The sequence below is a fragment of the Alistipes ihumii AP11 genome (assembly GCF_025144665.1).
Lineage (GTDB): Bacteria > Bacteroidota > Bacteroidia > Bacteroidales > Rikenellaceae > Alistipes_A > Alistipes_A ihumii.
In genome coordinates this window covers 2,212,432-2,232,253 of the sequence record NZ_CP102294.1, presented here as the reverse complement: position 1 = coordinate 2,232,253, position 19,822 = coordinate 2,212,432, and the positions used below count along the sequence as shown (strand labels likewise).

Here is a 19,822-nt window from a genome sequence, read left to right as displayed (position 1 = left end):
GGTTTGCGTGTTCGGTTTGCCGGTCAGTCTTTGACGGTCTCTTTCAGGTTTTTGTCCTGATCGATCTCCCAGACATTGTACTCGCCGTCGCCGTCGAAATCCACCACGGCCGTCGCCGTAGCCCGGAATCCCCGCTCCGAAGCCTCGACGATCTCGATGCGGTAGTTGGCATGACCGCCCTCGGTGACCAGAGGCTGCTGCTCGAAGCCCAGCTCCTCGAGCGAGGCGGAATACTTCGAGTAGGTGTAGAAGTTGTTCTTCTCGAGCGTGTGCAGAAAAACGAGCTGCTGCTGGGCTTCGGTGCTCTTGGCCCGCGAGATGAGCGGCATCAGGTTCGGCAGCGCGATCAGTACCAGAATCCCGATAATGACCAAAACAACGAGTAACTCCGGCAGAGAAAAAGCGGGAAGACGTCGGGAAACGATTCGTGTCATAATCCTAAGTTTGAATCAGTAGAATAATAGTTGTCGGGCGATTGCTGTACGAAGGTCGGAAACGAAAACGAATCGATTTGATAAGTATATGGTAACTACCCTGTTTTTTATGACGAAATATTCGATAAAAATCTAATCGTGAATACAATAAAAATTGCAAAGCCCATAGAGGAACTTCATATTTTATCTCACCGCACACGGTTCTAAAGCTTTTTCAAGCGGTTTGCATTCGTTTTGCGGAAAAATCGGACCGAAAAATGAAAAATCGGGCCGTTCTTTAATCAAAGCTACAATCAGATCCATCATTCCAAAACGAACACGAAAGAACAAATCGCCGAGAAAACCCGAGTAACATTGAAAAATTTAAATATCAGAATATTCAAACGGAAGGCGTTAACTGCCTCCGGTCCGTTGGTACTTCAATCTTTACCTATGAGGGGAGCGGACAAAAGCAAGCTCGCGGTACGAACGGCTTTTCCTGCAGTCGCTCCCAGTGGGTCCGAATTCAACGGACTCTCTCTTTCCTGCGAATTCGTTTGCACGATGACCTTGCTGCAAAACGAAGGACAAGGGGCCTAGGATGGGCCTCCTGTCCTCTGTTTGGCGATTACGGGTCACTTACTTATTCGTCTTTCTGGTCGGCATCCCGCTCGATCTGCTCGCTGAGCCATTTCAAAAACGGGGTCCGTCCGTTTTTACGGTTTCGGATAGCCAACAGTCGGTTGTAGATATGCGGCAATCTGACACCGAACAATCGCTCGAAAACGGCTGCAATCTCCTGAATGCCGCATCGTCCTCCGTTGATACACCGGCCGACATAAAGACCGTAGACGATCTCGACCAAATCGATCTGTTTGCCCGACCAGTTCAGACGTAAAGCTCTGTTTTCGGTCGGCGAAAGATCCGAATCTTTCGCCTGGGATGCGAACATCAAAACAATCTCCTCTTCGTTTTTCAACAAGCGGATAATATACTCGCTCTCTTTACCGGCCACCTCGTAAACCTTTTTAGCCGACGCAAGTCTGATCCGTATTTGGCGCAAAGTGCGGAACCGCTGAACGGGATTCTTTTCCTTCGCATAATAGTCTTTTGTCAAGCGGTTGAACTCAGCCGTAATTCGTTCGTAATCCTGCATACCGGTCAGGTCGACCATTTTGTTGGAAAAAGTTTGGGTGTTTTTCATAAGATTGGGATTTATGGTTAGACTTACGGGTGAGCGTTATAAGGATTCGTATATCGAATCTACTGAATAATATACTACACATATAAAAAGAAAGCCAATCTTCCGATCGGCCATTTTACGGAACTTTCATATCGTAGCGCATTGCATATTTTAAGCCGACCGTTACGCCCAAACGTACCAAACGGCCCCAAGCCTTCTTTGGAGGAACAGATTGCCGGCAGTACACGGACGAAAGAAGCCGAACTGCTGGCTCTGTAAAAAAACCGGAAAAATCGACCGGAAAACCGCCTCGGAACTGATGCCAAAAGATGATGCGGCACAAAAAGGCGCAAGACATAATAATTTATTAATAAGAAACTTACCACTCCGACAAACCGGAAATTTTCAGTCTGTTCCGAGTCGAAGCCAAAACCGAACGGCCGGTCCCCGCGCCCCCGGACAACGAAAGCCTTAACGTATGAAAGGGGAAAAGCACAGACTGCACGAGAACCGCTTTTATAAACGAAGTCTGCGTAACCCGGTTTCGATCCGTTTTTATCCGAGGTCGGCTCAATTCATAACGGACAAACGTGCGTATACGAACTTATACGTCTCCTCGCAGGCGTGTTTCCACGCTACCGGCTCATAAATGACCTCCGTCATATACGAGGGCATCAGCGAAACGACACAGTGCTCGCCATTTTCCCATGTCATCATCCCGCGCCGAGAATCGAAACGATAACAGCCGCGAATCGTCGTGAACTCAACCTCGTACTCTTCGGCCGTGCCGTCCGTATGGAAACGGATGCGGACCCGGTAGGAGGCGAGAAAGACCGGATCCTTCCACATTTCCCGGTCCGGGTCGTACCAGCAAGAACGGGCAGCCGCTACAGACCCTCGGTCTGCGAAAAATCGATCTCGTTGCTCCGGCAAAACAAAAATCGGGCTACCGGCGTATTACGATAAAAGAAAGTAGATCGGATTCGCTAAAGCCGAACGTTACTGGAGAAAATCATAAACCCGGACCGAAAGTAAAACGCGGATTCGGCCTGTAACATAAATCAGGGGATAGAGTTTGCAATTCTATCCCCTGATTTATATCTCCTCCCGAGAGAAAGGATTTATATTTTGTGTATCGTTACTTTTTAGACCGAAGATGTTTCAATCCCGATACACCCCCCATACGGCCATGACGAACGGTGCCGTCAGCGTGATGATACCGGTTAAAACGGCATATTTCCGGCCTTTTTAACGACGCGCCGTTCCCATTCGTCGGTCAGTTCCTTGCGAATCTCGATAGATTGCAGTCGTTGATTGATCCAACTGTCGGAATAGCCCTTACGATGATAATATTCCAACATACGTTCGATATCCTATTCCGGATCGTTCTATCTAATGGAAAGAAGACCGGTTTATTTGTCCATACAAAAAGGGAATTATAATGTTTACAAAATTACTGACCCCGTTTTTCGTCTCGACAGATCCTCTTAGCCATATTCGACTGCAAATAAGACAATTCCGGACAAATCGTTACCTGATCGGGTGTAAGGTCTTCAGGTAACGATTTGGATACTCTGCTACCTGTTTCAGAGCCTTTTTCGCGCTGGTTTTGACGATACCCCAAAAAAGAAAAAATCCTGCAAGTATTTGATCCTGCAGGATTTGACCTATCGTTGTCGCCTCTTGGCTTTCAACGTGGCGGAGAGGACGGGATTCGAACCCGTGGAGCCAGTTGCCCAGCTCGGCAGTTTAGCAAACTACTGGTTTCAGCCACTCACCCACCTCTCCGGGCTTCGGCTTTCTTCCGAAATAACCGAACGCAAAAGTAGGTCAAAGTTTGTAAACGACCAAATTTCCGGGCTAAAAATCAATGAAAATAATGCCTTGGAGCAACATGTCACAGCTTTCCCGCAAGAGATTCGCACCGGAAAACATAATAAAGAACGGCTCTTGCCGAATATACCGTACGCGAACAGCCCCGTCAATCGTTCCAAAAACACTCCGTCCACAAATACGGAAACGGTCGCAGCGCCACCTCCCGGAAATATCGGCGGCATAGCACGCGGTGCGGCTCAGCCGGATCATACGCCCGGACAGGGGAAGCGCACCAAATTTCATCCGAAATCGAATACGGCAGCTCACGCAAACGGGAAACGGGTCGAAATGAAATCCGGGCAACAGCCCCACCCTCCCCGCCGCGCACATCCGACAAAGGCAATTATCCGAGCAAAGAGAATTCCCGACGCTCTCTGAAGCCGGGAGTCCCATCGCCATATTCGGAGAGGGGAACCGGGCATTCTTGCGTACGAACGGTCATATTAAGCAAAAAAGCGCTTTCGGCGCCTTTTTGCTTGAATTTCATACCGGTTTGTCAAACTCGTGCCGAAAGCTCGTCTCAGAAGATGAATTTCGAGCTGATCTCCTTGTAATCGTGCACGCGCTCGATCACATCGGCAAACAAGTCGGCTACCGAAAGTACGGTGAATTTCGACAGGTCCTCGCTTTGCTTCAGCGGTATGGTATCGGTCACGATCACTTCCGACAGCGCGCTCTTGTTGATCCGGTCGTAAGCCGGACCCGAAAGCACGGGATGAGTCACGGCAGCGCGGACGCTTCGCGCGCCCATCTCCATGAACATATCGGCGGCCTTGGTGATCGTGCCCGCCGTGTCGATCATGTCGTCCATGATGATGATATTGCGGTCCTCCACATCGCCGATCGCCGTGATCTTGCCCACGACGTTGGCTTTCTCTCGCTGCTTGTGGCTGATAATCATCGGAGCGTTCAGGTGCTGCGAATAGGCATGGGCACGCTTGGCTCCGCCCATGTCGGGCGCGGCGATCGACAGATTCTCCATCTGCAGATTCTTCATATAGGGAACGAAAATGCCGCTCGCATACAAATGATCGACCGGAATGTCGAAAAACCCTTGAATCTGATCGGCGTGCAAATCCATCGTCATGATCCGGTCGACGCCCGCCGCTCGCAGCAGATTGGCCACCAGCTTGGCTCCTATCGAGACGCGGGGCCGGTCCTTACGGTCCTGACGGGCCCATCCGAAATAGGGCATGACGGCAATCACCCGGTGAGCCGACGCACGGTGGGCCGCATCGATCATCAACAGCAGCTCCATCAGATTGTCCGCAGGCGGGAAAGTCGACTGTACGATAAAGACGGTGCACCCGCGGATACTTTCGTCGTAGGCAGGCTGAAACTCTCCGTCGCTGAACTCCAAGACCTGTGAGTTACCGAGATTTACGCCGAAATTGGCTGCGATCTTCTCGGCCAGATAGCGCGAGCTCCGGCAGGAGAAGATCTTGAGTTTGTGAATGGCCATGATCAGAAGGGTTGATTCATTTGGATGCAAATGTACTTCAAATTTAGCGAAAATAAGGGACGAATCGTCATTTTATTCACAAAAATGCGGCAAGGACACGGACCGCAGCAGCGCTTTCTCCGGCACTCCGACGCCTACCGGTCCGAGGCCGGCCGCAGGCAGCGGTCGATAAAATCGAGAATTTCCGCACGGCCCCTTTTTTTCTCGGACGACGTCAGAAAAACCGGAGGCAGTTCCTCCCAAGACTCGAGCAGCACCCGTCGGTAGCGCGCCACGTTCGACGCGAGCCGGTCGGCAGAAAGCTTGTCGGTCTTGGTGAAAACCAGTCCGAACGGAACGCCCGCGCGGCCGAGCATCTCGATGAAACGCAGGTCGATCTTCTGCGGCTCGTGACGCGAGTCGAGCAGCACGAACAGGAAAACCATTTGCTCGCGCCGGAGCACGTAGTCGGTAATCAGCTTCGAGAATTCGCCCCGCTGGCTTTTCGATACGCGGGCATAGCCGTATCCCGGCAGATCGACCAGATACCAGCTTCCGTTGACCAAAAAATGGTTGACGAGCCGCGTCTTCCCCGGTGTCGACGACACCTTGGCCAGCGAGGGGGAGTCGGTCAGCATGTTGATGAGCGACGACTTGCCGACGTTCGAGCGCCCGATGAAGGCGAATTCGGGCAGTCCGTCCGAGGGACACTGGCCGAGCGAGCTGCTGCTGACGGTAAAAATCGCGGAAGTGACGTTCATCGGAAAGGTTTTCGGCAAAGGTCGCAAATTTTCGGCGAAAACCGAAACGCGGACCGGGAACGCGCCGCCGCCTCCCCCGACCGGAAAGCGCCGGTTCAACGGCTCAACAGATTCAGATATTCCGCCTCGGCCCAATCGTCCGTCTTGGCGTCGCGGAGCATCCGCATGCACAGATCGGAAAGCGCGAGCGTCTCGCCCTGCGGCACATCGCGGAAAAAGAGAGTCCAAACCTCGTTTCCGACTACGCAACGGAACGTGACCGAATAGGCCGCATAGCGCCCTTCGTACCGACTGTCGAAATGCTCGATCATGTCGGTTATCCGATTGTACAGCGCGTCGGCCAGTTGCTGACCGATGCGGAAAGATTTCGTCTCGACCCGGTAACGCTTCATTCTTTCCTGCCGCCGCTTCGTATCCATGCTGTCGTTGTGCTCTATATGGCGACGTATCTCGCTGTAAGGCAGCTCTGGAGTTACATCCTCGGCTCTGAAACAGACATAGGGATACTCTTTGTCCAACTCGTCGTCTACTTCCTTAAGATTCGCGATTCGCTTGACTTCGAGCCGATACGAGTTGTCCGCCGTATCTTTCAAGATTCGCAGACCGGCTACATCTCGGGGATCGTTCATGCCGGGATTCGGCCTGAAGAAAAATTCCACCGGCGCATTGAAACGGTCGAAAAACAATCGTTCCAGATCCGACTTGCTTCCCAGATTGTACAGCACCTCGACGGACCCGTCCGGCAGGATATTCTCCAAATTGCACCGATCGATATTGTTTTCCACCCTTTTTACGAACATGAAAGGTTCGCCGGCGGAAAGGAATTGCAACGCGAACGACGACAGGAAAAGCACAAAAGTTTTTTTCTGCATGGCGACCGTTTTTTAGTTTTTCGGAACCGTTCCGCGACAGGACGTGCCGCCTCGGAGAGAAAAGCCGCCGGACCGTTCGCCGAGCGCCGCAAAACGAACGATCCCGGACCGGCGGACCTCGTCTTCGTTTCGGAAACCGCTCCGCACCCGACGGTAAGGTCACGAAAATCAAACGAATATCCAAATCCGATCACGGCCGAAGCAGCGCCGTTTCCGGACGCACGATCCGGATCGGCCCGCCGGAAGATTCCGCGACCCGCGTTCTCCGGCTCCGGCAAGCGGGCCGGCACGGGGCCGAGGCAAAATCGACCGACCGATTTTTTTGCATGCGCATGCAATTTAAAGGCCGGTTCATGACACGAAAAAAGCAAAGTTGCGCTATCTTTGTCATCGGGAGCACGCGTAATCCGGAAATCGAGCGTTCCGGCGCAAAGCATTTCCGCCCGGAACCGCAGTCTCGGAGAAACCGGCATCCCCAAGAAAAAACGGAACAAGCATGGCAACCGTAGAAACCATCTATCTGGGCGAGCTTCGCACCGAAGCGACCCATGTGCAGTCGGGCAGCAAGATTCTGACCGACGCGCCGACCGACAATCACGGAAAGGGCGAGGCTTTCTCGCCGACCGATCTGGTAGCCGCAGCATTGGGCAGCTGCATGATGACGCTGATGGGCATCGCGGCCCGGACGCAAGGCGTCGACATAGTCGGGACCCGCCTGAGCATCACCAAGGTAATGAGCGCCGATCCGCGCCGTATCGGCGAGATAATAATCGACATACGTTTTCCGGGAGAGATGGCTCCGAAAGCGCGCACCGTACTGGAACGGGCGGCGGCTACCTGCCCGGTAGCCCGCTCGCTGCACCCCGACTGCAAGCAAACGGTCCGCTTTCACTACGGAGAATAAGCCTGTGCCGGCAGCGCCGGCACGTCGCTGAAAATCACCGAACCGCACGGCACCGGGCCATGCGGGTTATTGTCGTCAGCCTATGATTACTTTCACCGTCGCACTGGCCGCGCTCATAGCCGGCTACTTCATCTACGGGAAATTCGTTTCCCGCGTCTTCGGCGTCGATCCGAAACGCGCGACTCCGGCCTACACCAAACAGGACGGAGTCGACTACATTCCGATGCCGGCGTGGAAAATCTTCATGATCCAGTTCCTGAATATCGCGGGCCTCGGTCCCATATTCGGAGCGATCATGGGAGCCAAGTTCGGCACGGCTTCCTACTTGTGGATCGTACTGGGCAGTATCTTCGCCGGAGCCGTGCACGATTTTCTCTCGGGCATGATCTCGCTCCGCAACGACGGAGAAAGCCTGCCCGAGACGATCGGCCGATACCTCGGAAGCCGGTTCAAGCAGTTCATGCGGGTCTTCTCGGTGCTGCTGATGGTACTGGTCGGCGCCGTATTCGTGGCCGGACCGGCCGGCCTGCTCGCCAAGCTGACGCCGGACAGCCTCGATCTGGCGTTCTGGGCGACCGTCGTATTCGTCTATTACGTACTGGCCACGCTGTTGCCGATCGACAAGATCATCGGCAAGATCTATCCGCTGTTCGCCATCGCACTGATATTCATGGCTGTCGGAATACTCGCCATGCTTTTCTGGCATCATCCTTCCCTGCCCGAACTGACCGACGGCGCGGCCAATACGCACCCCGACGGTCTGCCGATCTTCCCCATGATGTTCGTATCGATCGCCTGCGGGGCGATCTCGGGATTCCATGCGACGCAGTCGCCGATGATGGCCCGCTGCATGACCAGCGAGAAATACGGACGTCCGGTTTTCTACGGAGCCATGATCACGGAAGGGATCGTCGCGCTCATCTGGGCGGCCGCGGCTACCTACTTTTTCCATACCGACGAAGGAACCGCGCTGTTCGCCGCCTCGTCGGGCAACGACAACGCCGCGATCATCGTCAATTCGATCACGCGGGATTGGCTCGGCACGCTGGGCGGTCTGCTCGCCGTGCTGGGCGTGATCGCCGCGCCGATCACTTCGGGCGACACGGCCTTCCGGTCGGCCCGGCTGATCGTAGCCGATTTCATGCGCCTCGACCAGCGGCCGATCCTCAAGCGACTGGCCATCTCCGTTCCGCTGTTCGTCGCGGGTTTCGTCATCCTGCAGATCGACTTCGCCGTCCTGTGGCGCTACTTCGCATGGTGCAATCAGACGCTGGCCGTGTTCACGCTCTGGGCTCTGACGGTCTATCTGGTCCGCGAGCGCAAGCTCTATGCGATCACGCTGATTCCGGCGCTGTTCATGACGGCCGTCTGCTCGACTTATATCTTTATCGCCGGCGAGGGACTGGCTCTGTCCCGGAATCTCTCCTACGCGCTGGGAGGAGCGGCGACACTCGCCGTGCTCGGTTTGTTCCTGAGATGGAAAAGACGATACGAGCGACGAAACGCCGTTCCGTACAGGAAACCCGGATCGCCGGAGAAGTGCCCGGGAAACGATTGACGGAACCCGAAAGAACGCCGCGCCTTGGCATCGCCGCACGCAAAAAACCACCGCAGATGCCGGACGAAGACAACCGGAATATAAATAGATATGGCAACCGGAATGAAGCATGCGAGTTTTCGTCCGTACGGCGAGGCGCTTTCGAAGCCGATCGGCCGGATCGGGCTTCTGTTCATGCTCGCATGTTGTTCCGCATGGACCGGGTGCCGCCGGCCCGATCGTCCGAGCTCTGTTTCGGAGCGTCTGCAGGAAAGAAAGTGGATCGTACAATTCCCGGGCCCCAAGGACTACTCCTGCGAAATGCGGTTCACGGCGACGGAACGGATCGTCACGCTCGTCTACATGGGAAGGCACGAAAGCCGCTCGGACTACCGTCTTTTCGACGAACCGGCCTGCCGTTTCGACCCGGCGGAGACGGCCGGGAACGAAAACGGACGCTACATCGTGACGCGGACCCTCGTCCGCGGCGGAGCGGACGAACCGTATCGCGAAGAATTCCGAACTTTCGCCATCTCGGAACTGTCCGATTCCCTGCTGATTCTGCAGGATACGAAAACCCATGCCGCGACCGTCTTCCGGGGAGAACGGGCGTCCTCTCAAAAGGCTGCGACCGGTCCCGACACGGCTGCGAACAGGCGAACCCGATAACAGAGCCGGTCCCGTCGGCTACGGACCATGCCTGAAAAGAATCTTTATTACCTGCCCGACTACCGGCAAACCGGAAACTTGCCCCGAGCGGATAACCGAGAACGGCCAAACGGCCGTCGCCGGACCGCATCGGGCCTCAACTCGGCTCTTACCGGACTTCGCTGTCGTCTTTCGGCCGGAAACGGCCGAAACTTCCCCGACGGATCGGTTGGCCCCCGGCGCGGCTCCGAACCGGCTACTTCGGGGCTTTCTTGTAAAGATAGTAAGCGATGAACGCGTAGATGAAATTCGGAATCCAGACCGAAACGTACGGGGGCAGCAGACCGCCCTTGGCGAATTCCTCGGCAAACTTGCTGAACAGAATGAACGAGAAAGCCAGCACGATGCCGATACCGATGTGCAGCCCCGTTCCTCCCCGCACCTTCCGCGACGAAAGCGACACGCCGATGATCGTCAGAATGAACGTCGAGACGGGATAGGCGAAACGGTTGTGCCGCTCGACCTCGAAACGCGAAATCATGTCCGAGCCCTTGATCTTCTGCTGAGCGATGAACCGGCCCAGCTGGTGTATGTTCATCGTCTTGACGAGCTCCTCGACGCGGCCGAGCTCGGTCGTGCTCAGGTTGACGACCGTGTCCAAAGGTTGGGTATTGTCGAACGTCTCCTTCTCGCCTTCGAACGTCCGGCGAATGCTGCGCGGCGCCGTCCAGCGGCCCGTCTCGGGATCGAGCTTCACGTTGGCGGCCTCCAGCGACGAGACCATCGCGTTGTCCTCGTAAGACTCGAGCGCGAAATACGATGCGCCCTGCTTGTCGTCGGAGTAGCTGCGGATATAGATGAACGTGCCGGGCTCGATCTGGCGATAGATATGCTGGTCGTACTTGATGCCCTTGATGCGCTTGATGTAATTCATCTCGAACTTGAGCCGTTCGCCGTTGGCTGCGGGAATCACGTACAGGTTCAGCCCCAGACTCAGCAGCGTGATCGCCGCAGCGCTCAGGAAATAGGGCCACATCAGCCGCTTGAAGCTGACGCCGGCCGACAGAATCGCGATGATCTCGGTCTGATAGGCCATCTTCGAGGTGAAGAAGATCACGGCGATGAACGTGAACAGCCCGCTGAACTGATTGATAAAGAACGGGATGAAATTGAAATAATATTGCAGGATGATTTTCGACAGCGGAGCCTTGAGCTCGATGAAGTCGTCGATCTTCTCGGCGGCGTCGAAAATCACGACGACGACGATGATCAGCGCGATGGCGAACACGTATGTTCCCAAAAACTTGCGGATTATGTAGCGATCGATGATCTTGACACCGGGAAACTTCATGCTCTTTTCTGTAAATCCGGGAAAACGACCCGCGCCCTGCCGCGAATCCGGACGACGGCCAAAGTTAATAAAATTTTCCGCTCATAGACACAACGGCTTCCGAGCCGAAAAATTACAGCCGGCGCGAAAACCGCTCGACGGCTCCGGGCTTCCAGCTCGAGAACGTTCCGTCGAGAATATGCCTGCGCGCCTCGCGCACGAGCCACAGATAGAACGAAAGGTTGTGCAGGCTGGCGATCTGAGCGGCCATCATCTCGCCGGCTACGGTCAGATGCCGCAGATAAGCCTTCGTGTAGGCCGTGTCGACGAAACAGGTCGCGCCCGGGTCGATCGGCGAAAAGTCGTCCCTCCACTTCACGTTGCGGATATTGACGATGCCCTCCGTAGTGAACAGCATGCCGTTGCGCCCGTTGCGCGTCGGCATCACGCAGTCGAACATGTCGACTCCCCGCTCGATGCCCTCCAGCAGATTGGCCGGCGTGCCCACGCCCATCAGGTAGCGGGGTTTGTCGCGGGGCAGCAAGCCGTCGAGCAACCCGATCATCTCGTACATCACCGGAGCCGGTTCGCCCACGGCCAGTCCCCCGATCGCATAGCCGTCGGCGTCGAACTGCCGGACGAACTCGGCCGAGCGGGTCCGCAGATCGGGATAAGTGCACCCCTGCACGATCGGGAACAGCGACTGATAATGACCGTATTTCGGCTCCGTTTGCCGATAGCGGTCGAAGCACCGCTCGAGCCAGCGACAGGTCAGATCGAGCGAGCGGGCCGCATAGTCGTACGGCGCGTCGCCCGGCGGACACTCGTCGAACGCCATCATGATGTCGGCCCCGATCGAACGCTGGATATCGATCACTCCCTCGGGCGTGAACAGATGCTTCGACCCGTCGATATGCGAGCTGAAGCGGCAGCCTTCCTCCGAGAGTTTCCGGCAACCGGCCAGCGAGAAGACCTGAAACCCGCCGCTGTCGGTCAGAATCGGACGGTCCCACGAGCAGAAACGATGCAGGCCGCCGGCTCTCTCCAGAATATCGGTCCCCGGACGCAGGTACAAATGGTAGGTATTGCCCAGAATGATCTGTGCGCCCGCCTCGTCCGCCAGGTCGCGGTGAAACACGCCCTTGACGCTGCCTACGGTACCCACGGGCATGAAAATGGGCGTTTCGATCGTCCCGTGGTTGGTCGAAATCAGTCCGGCGCGGGCCGAGCTGCCGGGATCGGTATGAAGCAGTTCGAAGTTCATCGCCGGCAAAGGTAAATATTTTCCTGCGGATCGGGAAACGTTTGCGGATTCCCCGAAAATCCGGTACCTTTGCGGTAAACTCCAACTTCGGCGGTGGACTATCTCGACCTGCTATACGACGACCTTCTATCCCAAGGCATTGCGCATCCGGACTGGATGCTGGGCGCCATGGCCGGAGCCTTGACCGCATTTTTCGTCCAGCTGTACTACTGGCTCGGCCGGTACGGCGGCCTCCCCCGCTTCCGCAACAACCGAGGCATCCGGCCGCAAATCCCGTCGCCGCCCGTTTCCGTCGTCGTCGTAATCCGCGAGAACGGCTATTATTTCATCGAGAACTACCTGCCTCTGCTGCTCGGCCAGCGATACGACGAGTTCGAAGTCGTCGCCGTCGACTGCAGCTACGACGAGGAGATCGGCGAGCTGCTGCACGAGAAAAGCCTCGCCTGTTCCCGGCTCCATGTGACGGCGATCAAGCAGCAGCGCAGCGCGGGTCACGGCACGAAACTGGCGCTGACCGTCGGTATCAAAGCCTGTGCCTACGAACATATCGTGTTCACGACGACCGACTGCTACCCGTCGTCGGACAAATGGCTGTCGCTGATGGCCAAAGGCTTTATCAACGGCGACATCGTGATCGGCTACTGCGGCATCGAACCGGGAAAGGGGCTCGCCAACCGGCTGATGCGGTGCAGCCGGCTCGCCGGATCGGTGCGCTGGCTGTCCGCCGCGACCCGGGGCCGAGCCTACCGGGGCATCGCGGGCAACATCGGCTACACCAAAAGCCTCTACTTCGAAAGCCGGGGTTTCAACTATCTGAACATGGAGATCGGCGACGACGACCTGTTCATCCAGAAGATCGCGACGTCCGACAACGTAAGCGTCGTCATGAATCCGGCCGCGACGATGCGTCAGGTTCCTTTCGGCGGACTGGGCTGGTGGCGCGCGGTGCGGCGGTTCTACGCCTATTCGTTCCGGTACTATCCCGCCCGCGTCAAGCGGTCGGTACGTACGGAGCTCTCGAGCCGCCTGCTGTTCTTCGCGCTGTCGGCAACGGCCGCTCTGCTGCTTCCCCCGCCTCTGATCGCCGTTCCGCTCTCGCTGGTGCTCATACGGCTGCTGCTGCTGGAGCTGAAGATCCGCCGTATCGGCCGCAGGGTCGGCGAGCGGGGACTGGCATGGGCCTACATTCTGCACGATTTTTGGGCGCCCATCGGAGAATTCGCTCTGGCGCTGGGCAACCGCATCCGGCCCAACAGGAAAATATGGAGATAGAACAATACATCGTATCGACCGACCAACAGCTCGTCGAGCGGGCGCTGGACGGAGACACCGTAGCGTTCGAGCACCTGTTCAACCGCTACCGCGACTCGATCTACCAGCTATACGTCCAGCGGACGAGCGGACGGACCGACGACGCGAGCGACCTGTTGCAGGAGACTTTCGTCAAGGTTTACCTGAACATGCAGCGATACGACAGCCGCTACACCTTCGGCCAATGGGTCTATACGATCGCGCGCAACACGTTCATCGACTACATGCGCCGCAAGCGCGACGACACCGTTCCGATCGACCGGATCGGCGAGCGCGTCTCCTCGTCCTGGGGAGGTCCCACGCCCGAAGAGCGGATGATCACCGACCAGAGCCGCGCCCGGCTCGAATCGCTTCTCGAAAGAATGTCGCCCCGCTACCGGAAACTGATCGAGCTGCGCTTTTTCAAGGAATACTCCTACGAGGAGATCGCTGCCGAGCTGCAGCTGCCGATGGGCACGGTCAAAACGCAGATACACCGCGCGCGCGAACAACTCTGCCGTTATATTACGGAAAGCGGATCGCGCTGAAGCCGCATCCCGTTCGGTCGCAACCCTTCTCATACCCGCTTATTCCCAGATCCCGAACCTTCTGGACCGGAAGTCTCCCCACAAAGCAGACGATCCTGCGGATACCGCAAGCGTCCGAGTCGCAAGCCCGAGACCGGCATGAACGAACCGTTGCGGAAGCACGTCAGCGTTCGCCACGGGTCACTTGCCGCAGGTCGTACCGTCGTCATACGCGGAAGAGCCTTTCCCGGGGAAGACCTTGTTAACTTTCCATACAAAGAATGAACACAAGGGCAGGAAGAGCAGAGACCGTCCGACAAAGACAAAACGTACCTGCCCCGGATGTCTCTCCCGATCCTTATACGCTACGGCAGAGGGCATCGCGGGCAAGCACCGGCACCGAAAACACTTCGGGAACATAGGGTACAACTCCCCGTACGGCTTTCTATACATAGCAGGCGCGGCTATGATGGTCCAACAGTTATCAGCCCCGTTGTCATAATAGGCAAAGAGAATACGGGTCGCCGGTCGCCATCGTGCGAAAGGAACGATATCTTCGCTACGGACCTCACGGCAAAGACAAGCCGGTTTCCGAGCCCGCCGGGCCTTACGGAAGCATAACCGGAAAGCCGGCCGAAAATACCGATACGGAAGCGCCATGTCCGAATCCGGGAGCAAAACCGTTCCCGAAAACCGCAGAGCCAAAGGCTCGGGCTACTCGTGACAGGAATAATATTTCATGAACTGCGTGCGCTCGTAAAGTTCCGGATCGGGAATGTTACGGGCGTTCATCCGTCCGACGAAGTCGCGCGCGGCAAGAAAGGCATGACGCTCCATCCATGACCCGACGAACCGGTTCATTTCGGCGATCACGCCGAGACCCCGCTCGTACACGGCGCTGGCTATCTCGACGGCGGAAGCTCCGGCCAGCATGGCCTTCACGACGTCCTCGCCCTGATGAACGCCGGTCGAAACGGCCACATCGATTCCGGGCTCCGATCCGCTGACGAGCGCAGCCCAGCGCAGCGCGCCCGACAGCTCGGACCGGTGGCTGTACAGGTTGCCCGCGCGCACGGTCAGACGATCGATATCTATATCGGCAGGATAAAAGCGGTTGAACAGCACGACACCCTGAATTCCCCGGGCATAAAGCCCGCGCACGATTCGCAGCGGATTGGTAAAGCCGGCGCCCAGCTTGACCGCGAGCGGCACGGACACGACCTCGCGCACCTGAGCCGCTATATCGAAGTACGCACGCTCTATCTGCTCCGAGGGAAGGCCCGCATCCGTAGGCAGGACGAATATGTTCAGCTCGATTGCCGAAGCCCCTGCCTGCTCGATCGACCGTGCAAAGGAGACCCATTCGCCCGGATGAACGCAATGGATACTGGCGATCACGGGTATCGCGCAGCGGTCCCGCGCCTCTCGAATCAGATCGAGATACTGCGCGAGCGCATGCTCCGACACGTACCGGCGCACGTAGTCGCCGGCTTCCGGATAATCGCTGTAACGGTCCAGCCGGGAAGCCTCGTGCAGAATCTGCTCTTCGAAAACGGACTTGAGCACGACGGCGCCCGCTCCGGCCTCTTCGGCTTCGACGATGTGACGCAGCGTCGAAGTGAGACCCGAGCTGCCCATAATGACCGGGCCGGAAAGTTCCAGACCGAGATATTGCGTTGCGATGCTATTCATGTCCGATCGTTTTATCCTGCGTTTTGCGGCGGTTCCGAACATAAGACCGCCCTTCTTTATTCATCTCGAAAGCGTATACGCTCGTCTGAGTATAAGTCTCGCCGGGACGCAGCACGGTCGACGGGAAATTGTCGTGGTTCGGCGCGTCGGGAAAATTCTGCGTCTCAAGCGCAATGCCCGTCCGGAAGTCATGCCGGTCGCCGCGCTTGCCGACGTCGCTGCCATCCATGAAATTGCCGCTGTAGAACTGCAGGCCGGGCCGGTCGGTCCAGACTTTCATCAGTATCCCCGTATACGGCTCGTACACTTCGGCGGCCAGCTCGAGCGAATCGCCCGTGCGATCGAGCACCCAGTTGTGATCGTAGCCTCCGGCAGACCGCATCGCCGGAAAATCGGACTCGACGCGCCACCCGATCGGCGTTGCGGTCCGAAAATCGAGCGGCGTACCCTCGACGCTCGCCAGCTCGCCGGTCGGAATCAACCCTCCGTCGGTCGGCGTATAGCGACCGGCGTGAATCGTCAGCACATGCGATCCGATTCCCCGGGCCGACGTACCGTTCAGATTGAAATAGACGTGGCTCGTCGGGTTCAGCACGGTCGGGGCGTCGGTCGTCGCCCGGTAGTCGATGCGCAGCGCGTTGTCGGCCGTCAGCGTATAGGTCACCGAGATCGAAAGCGTTCCCGGATATCCCTCCTCGCCGTCCGGCGAGAGGTAGCCCATCTCGACGGCCTGTTCTCCGGCTTCGTTCACGAAAGGCCGCGCATCCCACACCTTGTCCGCGAACCCGCCGCTGCCGCCGTGCAGATGATTCGCCCCGTCGTTGACCGTCAGGCGGTACTCGCGGCCGTCGAGCTCGAAGCGCGCGCCGCCGATCCGGTTTCCGTAGCGTCCCACGATCGGGCCGCTGAACCGATCGCCCGCAGCCAGGTAGTCGTCGATCGTCTCGTATCCCCACACCACGTCGCGATGCACGCTGTCCGCACCGGGAGCCCAAAGCGCCACGACGCGGGCTCCGTAATTGGTGATCTGGACGAGCATTCCCCTCTCGTTGCGCAGCGTGTACAGCGAGACGGGCTTGCCCTGCACGGTTTTCTCGAAAGCGCTCTCGGGGATCGGGATCGCCTCCCCGTGCCGGTGTCCGCCCTGCCCGCATCCGGCCCAGATGCCCAGCAAGCCGAGCAATATAACGGTCCGTAACAATCTGTTTTTCATCGTCAGTCCGAATTTCGGGAACGGATCGTCCGGACTCTCTGCATTCCGACGGACAAAAACCGCTCTGATATGCAAAAATAAAAAACTATTGCGAAAAACAACCGACCGGACGGGCGAATCGCTCCGTGTCGCCGGCAAATCCGCCGCGAACGCCCCTCGTCCGGCCCGTTCCGCGACGCCGCTCGGCACGGAAAGCTCACGTTTCCCCGGCAACGGCGGCCCGCTCGTCCGGAAAACCGCGGCACTCGGGCCGGATGCCCGGTCCGACCCGTCCGAAGCCTCCGCCGGTAAAAGCCGCTCTGCTCGGAATCCCGAAAAACGTTATCTTTGCCCGCGTAATCCTTTAACGCACGAACACGATGTGGCTGACTCTGTCGCTGCTCTCGGCCCTTTTTCTCGGGCTGAACGAGGTGGCCAAGAAAAGCGCGCTGAACTCGAACGCCGTGATTCCGGTGCTGGCCGTCAGCATCTGGATCAGCGCATTGCTGTTCCTTCCCTTGCAGATATCGAGCATGGCAGCTCCGGCATGGATTCGGGAGTCGGCATTCTACATTCCGCCCGTATCGGCAGAAGCTCACTGGGGTATCGTGCTCAAGGCGGTCATCGTACTCGGGTCGTGGATTTTCGGCTTCTTCGCCACAAAACATCTTCCGCTGACGATCTCCGCATCCATCAAGGCGACGCGGCCGGCTTTCGTCGTGCTCGGAGCCGTGCTGATTTTCGGCGAGCGGCTCGACGCGACGCGCTGGACGGGCGTGGCAGTCGTGCTCGGAGCCCTGGCCGCACTGTCGCGGCTCGACAAGCGCGACGGACGGGACGACAGGGAATCGCCCCGCCGCAAGACGCTGTGGCTCTGGTTCCTGATCGCCTCGACGCTGCTCGGCGCAGCCAGCGCGCTATGGGATAAGTTCCTGATCGCCCGCTACGACCGACTCGCCGTTCAGGCATACACGTGCTACTACCAGTCGCTGATGATGATCGCCATCGTCATGACCATGTGGTACCCCTCGCGCAAGCGCTCGACCCCTTTCCGCTGGCGATGGTCGATCTTTCTGACCGCCGTGCTGCTGACAGCAGCCGATTTTCTCTACTTTTACGCGCTGAGCGATCCGCAGGCCCTGCTGTCGGTCGTTTCGACGATCCGGCGCTCGGGCGTCGTCGTCACGTTCGTCGCGGGCGCGCTGATGTTCCGCGAGCGGCAGATCGGCACGAAGGCCGCGCTGCTCGCTGTCGTGCTGGGCGGAGTCGCGCTGCTCTATTTCGGATAACGTACCGGAAATTCCGTAAAGCATCCCGACAAGGGAAGCAAACCGCCGGAGCCCTTCGGCCGAAACCCGCACGGACAAGACCTCCGAGACTGTCGGCAAGCTTTTCAGTCTCCCGAAAATGACATACCACCGAAAGTCAGACAAAAAACTTTCGGGGTTTTGATAACGTTAAACCGTCCGTTTTTTTTTGGGGGGGGGAAAGGCACATCGGAATCACATATTCCAAAATGCCCGATCATATACCCTTACCGCACCGGCCTTCGAGTTTTCGATGCCTCCGGCTTCCTCGTATGACGTTCCCTCCGAGGAAATTTCACGGCAGGGCCTAATCGGATGCGCGGCCTGCGGCCGCAAACCGCAACTGACAGATACGGAAATCCGGGTGCGAACGCGCATGGCACACCGAAGCATACGATCGCCTCGGAATATTTCCAAAGCAGTGAATACAAAAGAGGCTGCCACGATTCGGACAGCCTCTTATATTTTCCGTCGCAGGAAAGACGGCACGGAACGCCCGAAGGCTAACGGCCGAAAATCGAGTTCAGCACATGAGCCAGGCGGAAGCCTCCTTTCTGCAGTTGCTGCTCGGCCAGCAGATTGCCCCGATACCGGTCCGGATCGGATACATTCTCATCGGGACGGACGATGTCGTAAGCGACGATGCAGTTGCGGGCGTTATCGGCGACCCACTCCCTCGGCGTGCCTTCGACCATCTCGGCCCGCTCCTCCTTGGTGCAGTGTCCCAAATACCGGCACCACTCCGAAACGCTCCACGCATGAGGGCCGTAAGAAGGCATGTTGTCCCATACGCTATGGAAAAGTTCCTTGCGGCCGTTGATCTCCACCCAGTAATTCGAGGGTCGGTAATTGTAGATCACATGCGCCGGACAGTGCATGTCGGGCAGGAAATGGACCAGATGCTTGATCAGAAGCAGCACGGTCGAGTCGTCGAGGTTGCGGTACTTCCCGTCGCCCAGACGCTCGATGGCTTTCTCGATAGCCATCAGCGCATCGCCGGGGAAATCGCCCTCGGCATACTCGAAATCCTTGTTGACGGGTACGCAGTGGTCGAACCACTCGTTCGAGTAGCCGCTCTTGGTCACATAGCCCATGTAATCCATCCACGAGGCGTAGTAGACGATGTCGTCGTGTCCCTCGAGGTACTTGGAAATGTTCTTCTTCGCCTTGGAAGTCATATTCTCCCAAGCGATCATCGCCGAAACGTCGTGTCCCAGCTTGTCCCACGCAGAGGAGGAAAAGGGAACGACAAGCAGCACGAGCGCCGCCGCAAAAATCTTCTTCATGTGAGTTTTCGTTTAAATTCGACGCAGTAGGTCCTAACAAAGATAGGTATAATCCGCGTTCCGATCAACCCGCCGACGCTCTTCCCCCGAGAAAACGCGCTTCCGGCTCCACTTCCCCGAAAGAGCGAGCCGACGCAAACGGCCGGACGGCACTGCGACGAAACGCCCGGCCCGTCGGAAAACCGCCCCCGTCGGACCGGCAGCCATGCGCCCCCACAGGACATAGCTTACGAACAACCCGGAACCGGCGACACCGCAAACGCGCGGACGATTTTTTTATAAGGAATGAAAAAGAGGCTT

The 19,822-nt window shown here is 57.5% G+C and carries 20 protein-coding genes and 1 tRNA gene; 7 read left to right on the top strand and 14 right to left on the bottom strand.

Annotated elements, in window-relative coordinates:
- Positions 1–23 precede the first annotated feature (23 nt).
- The 9 genes from NQ491_RS09030 to NQ491_RS08990 all read right to left on the bottom strand — a co-directional run bounded on the left by NQ491_RS09030 (position 24) and on the right by NQ491_RS08990 (position 5,984).
- Positions 24–434: a type IV pilin protein gene (locus tag NQ491_RS09030; RefSeq protein WP_026089831.1), complete on the bottom strand. Its 411-nt coding sequence runs from the start codon at positions 432–434 to the stop codon at positions 24–26.
- A gap of 622 nt (positions 435–1,056) precedes the next feature.
- Positions 1,057–1,617, bottom strand: coding sequence for an RteC domain-containing protein (locus NQ491_RS09025; RefSeq protein ID WP_019246948.1), 561 nt, complete (start codon positions 1,615–1,617; stop codon positions 1,057–1,059).
- A 549-nt stretch (positions 1,618–2,166) separates the two neighbouring features.
- Complete coding sequence (locus NQ491_RS09020; RefSeq protein WP_019246949.1) at positions 2,167–2,445, bottom strand: hypothetical protein; 279 nt, start codon at positions 2,443–2,445, stop codon at positions 2,167–2,169.
- 374 nt (positions 2,446–2,819) lie between these two features.
- Positions 2,820–2,957, bottom strand: a complete 138-nt coding sequence (locus tag NQ491_RS09015) for a hypothetical protein (RefSeq protein ID WP_019246950.1) — start codon at positions 2,955–2,957, stop codon at positions 2,820–2,822.
- A 335-nt stretch (positions 2,958–3,292) separates the two neighbouring features.
- Positions 3,293–3,384 (bottom strand) — tRNA-Ser (locus NQ491_RS09010).
- A 430-nt stretch (positions 3,385–3,814) separates the two neighbouring features.
- Positions 3,815–3,958, bottom strand: coding sequence for a hypothetical protein (locus NQ491_RS09005; protein ID WP_187119332.1), 144 nt, complete (start codon positions 3,956–3,958; stop codon positions 3,815–3,817).
- A 33-nt stretch (positions 3,959–3,991) separates the two neighbouring features.
- Positions 3,992–4,933: a ribose-phosphate diphosphokinase gene (locus tag NQ491_RS09000; RefSeq protein ID WP_019246933.1), complete on the bottom strand. Its 942-nt coding sequence runs from the start codon at positions 4,931–4,933 to the stop codon at positions 3,992–3,994.
- Positions 4,934–5,067: 134 nt separating this feature from the next.
- Positions 5,068–5,673 carry a ribosome biogenesis GTP-binding protein YihA/YsxC gene (yihA, locus tag NQ491_RS08995; protein ID WP_026089830.1) on the bottom strand — a complete coding sequence of 202 codons (606 nt, stop codon included), beginning with the start codon at positions 5,671–5,673 and terminating at the stop codon, positions 5,068–5,070.
- 95 nt (positions 5,674–5,768) lie between these two features.
- Entirely contained in the window at positions 5,769–5,984 is a 216-nt protein-coding gene (locus NQ491_RS08990) for a hypothetical protein (protein WP_198283041.1), read from the bottom strand.
- Here NQ491_RS08990 and NQ491_RS08985 point away from each other — a divergent pair.
- From NQ491_RS08985 to NQ491_RS08970, 4 genes are all read left to right on the top strand, one after another.
- The gene (locus NQ491_RS08985; RefSeq protein ID WP_198283040.1) at positions 5,973–6,902 is read left to right on the top strand and encodes a hypothetical protein; all 930 of its coding nucleotides are present in this window, start codon (positions 5,973–5,975) and stop codon (positions 6,900–6,902) included. The two genes, NQ491_RS08990 and NQ491_RS08985, sit on opposite strands and share 12 nt — an antisense overlap.
- 139 nt (positions 6,903–7,041) lie before the next feature.
- Complete coding sequence (locus tag NQ491_RS08980; RefSeq protein ID WP_019246929.1) at positions 7,042–7,449, top strand: OsmC family protein; 408 nt, start codon at positions 7,042–7,044, stop codon at positions 7,447–7,449.
- Positions 7,450–7,531: 82 nt separating this feature from the next.
- Positions 7,532–9,007, top strand: coding sequence for a carbon starvation CstA family protein (locus tag NQ491_RS08975; protein WP_019246928.1), 1,476 nt, complete (start codon positions 7,532–7,534; stop codon positions 9,005–9,007).
- Positions 9,008–9,097: 90 nt separating this feature from the next.
- Positions 9,098–9,655 (top strand): hypothetical protein, encoded by a 558-nt coding sequence (locus NQ491_RS08970; protein WP_147524754.1) that lies wholly within the window; start codon positions 9,098–9,100, stop codon positions 9,653–9,655.
- A 235-nt stretch (positions 9,656–9,890) separates the two neighbouring features.
- Here the strand turns inward: NQ491_RS08970 and NQ491_RS08965 are convergent, their stop codons facing one another.
- Positions 9,891–10,985, bottom strand: a complete 1,095-nt coding sequence (locus NQ491_RS08965; protein ID WP_019246926.1) for an LptF/LptG family permease — start codon at positions 10,983–10,985, stop codon at positions 9,891–9,893.
- A 112-nt stretch (positions 10,986–11,097) separates the two neighbouring features.
- Positions 11,098–12,228, bottom strand: a complete 1,131-nt coding sequence (tgt, locus tag NQ491_RS08960) for a tRNA guanosine(34) transglycosylase Tgt (protein WP_019246925.1) — start codon at positions 12,226–12,228, stop codon at positions 11,098–11,100.
- Positions 12,229–12,321: 93 nt separating this feature from the next.
- Here tgt and NQ491_RS08955 point away from each other — a divergent pair, with 93 nt between their 5' ends.
- Both NQ491_RS08955 and NQ491_RS08950 read left to right on the top strand, forming a co-directional pair.
- The gene (locus tag NQ491_RS08955) at positions 12,322–13,500 is read left to right on the top strand and encodes a glycosyltransferase family protein (protein WP_051013008.1); all 1,179 of its coding nucleotides are present in this window, start codon (positions 12,322–12,324) and stop codon (positions 13,498–13,500) included.
- Positions 13,491–14,066, top strand: a complete 576-nt coding sequence (locus NQ491_RS08950; RefSeq protein WP_019246923.1) for an RNA polymerase sigma factor — start codon at positions 13,491–13,493, stop codon at positions 14,064–14,066. The genes NQ491_RS08955 and NQ491_RS08950 overlap by 10 nt, the downstream gene beginning before the upstream one ends.
- Positions 14,067–14,759: 693 nt before the next feature.
- On the opposite strand, the gene NQ491_RS08945 is transcribed toward NQ491_RS08950, so the two are convergent.
- Positions 14,760–15,737, bottom strand: a complete 978-nt coding sequence (locus NQ491_RS08945; RefSeq protein ID WP_019246922.1) for a dihydroorotate dehydrogenase-like protein — start codon at positions 15,735–15,737, stop codon at positions 14,760–14,762.
- Positions 15,730–16,950 (bottom strand): aldose epimerase family protein, encoded by a 1,221-nt coding sequence (locus NQ491_RS08940; protein WP_147524753.1) that lies wholly within the window; start codon positions 16,948–16,950, stop codon positions 15,730–15,732. The genes NQ491_RS08945 and NQ491_RS08940 overlap by 8 nt, the downstream gene beginning before the upstream one ends.
- Positions 16,951–17,309: 359 nt before the next feature.
- On the opposite strand from NQ491_RS08940, the gene NQ491_RS08935 reads away from it, so the two are divergent.
- A complete protein-coding gene (locus NQ491_RS08935; protein ID WP_019246920.1) occupies positions 17,310–18,218 on the top strand; it encodes an EamA family transporter in 909 nt (302 codons plus the stop codon).
- Positions 18,219–18,739: 521 nt separating this feature from the next.
- On the opposite strand, the gene NQ491_RS08930 is transcribed toward NQ491_RS08935, so the two are convergent.
- Positions 18,740–19,522, bottom strand: a complete 783-nt coding sequence (locus NQ491_RS08930) for a S1/P1 nuclease (RefSeq protein ID WP_019246919.1) — start codon at positions 19,520–19,522, stop codon at positions 18,740–18,742.
- Positions 19,523–19,822: the final 300 nt, after the last annotated feature.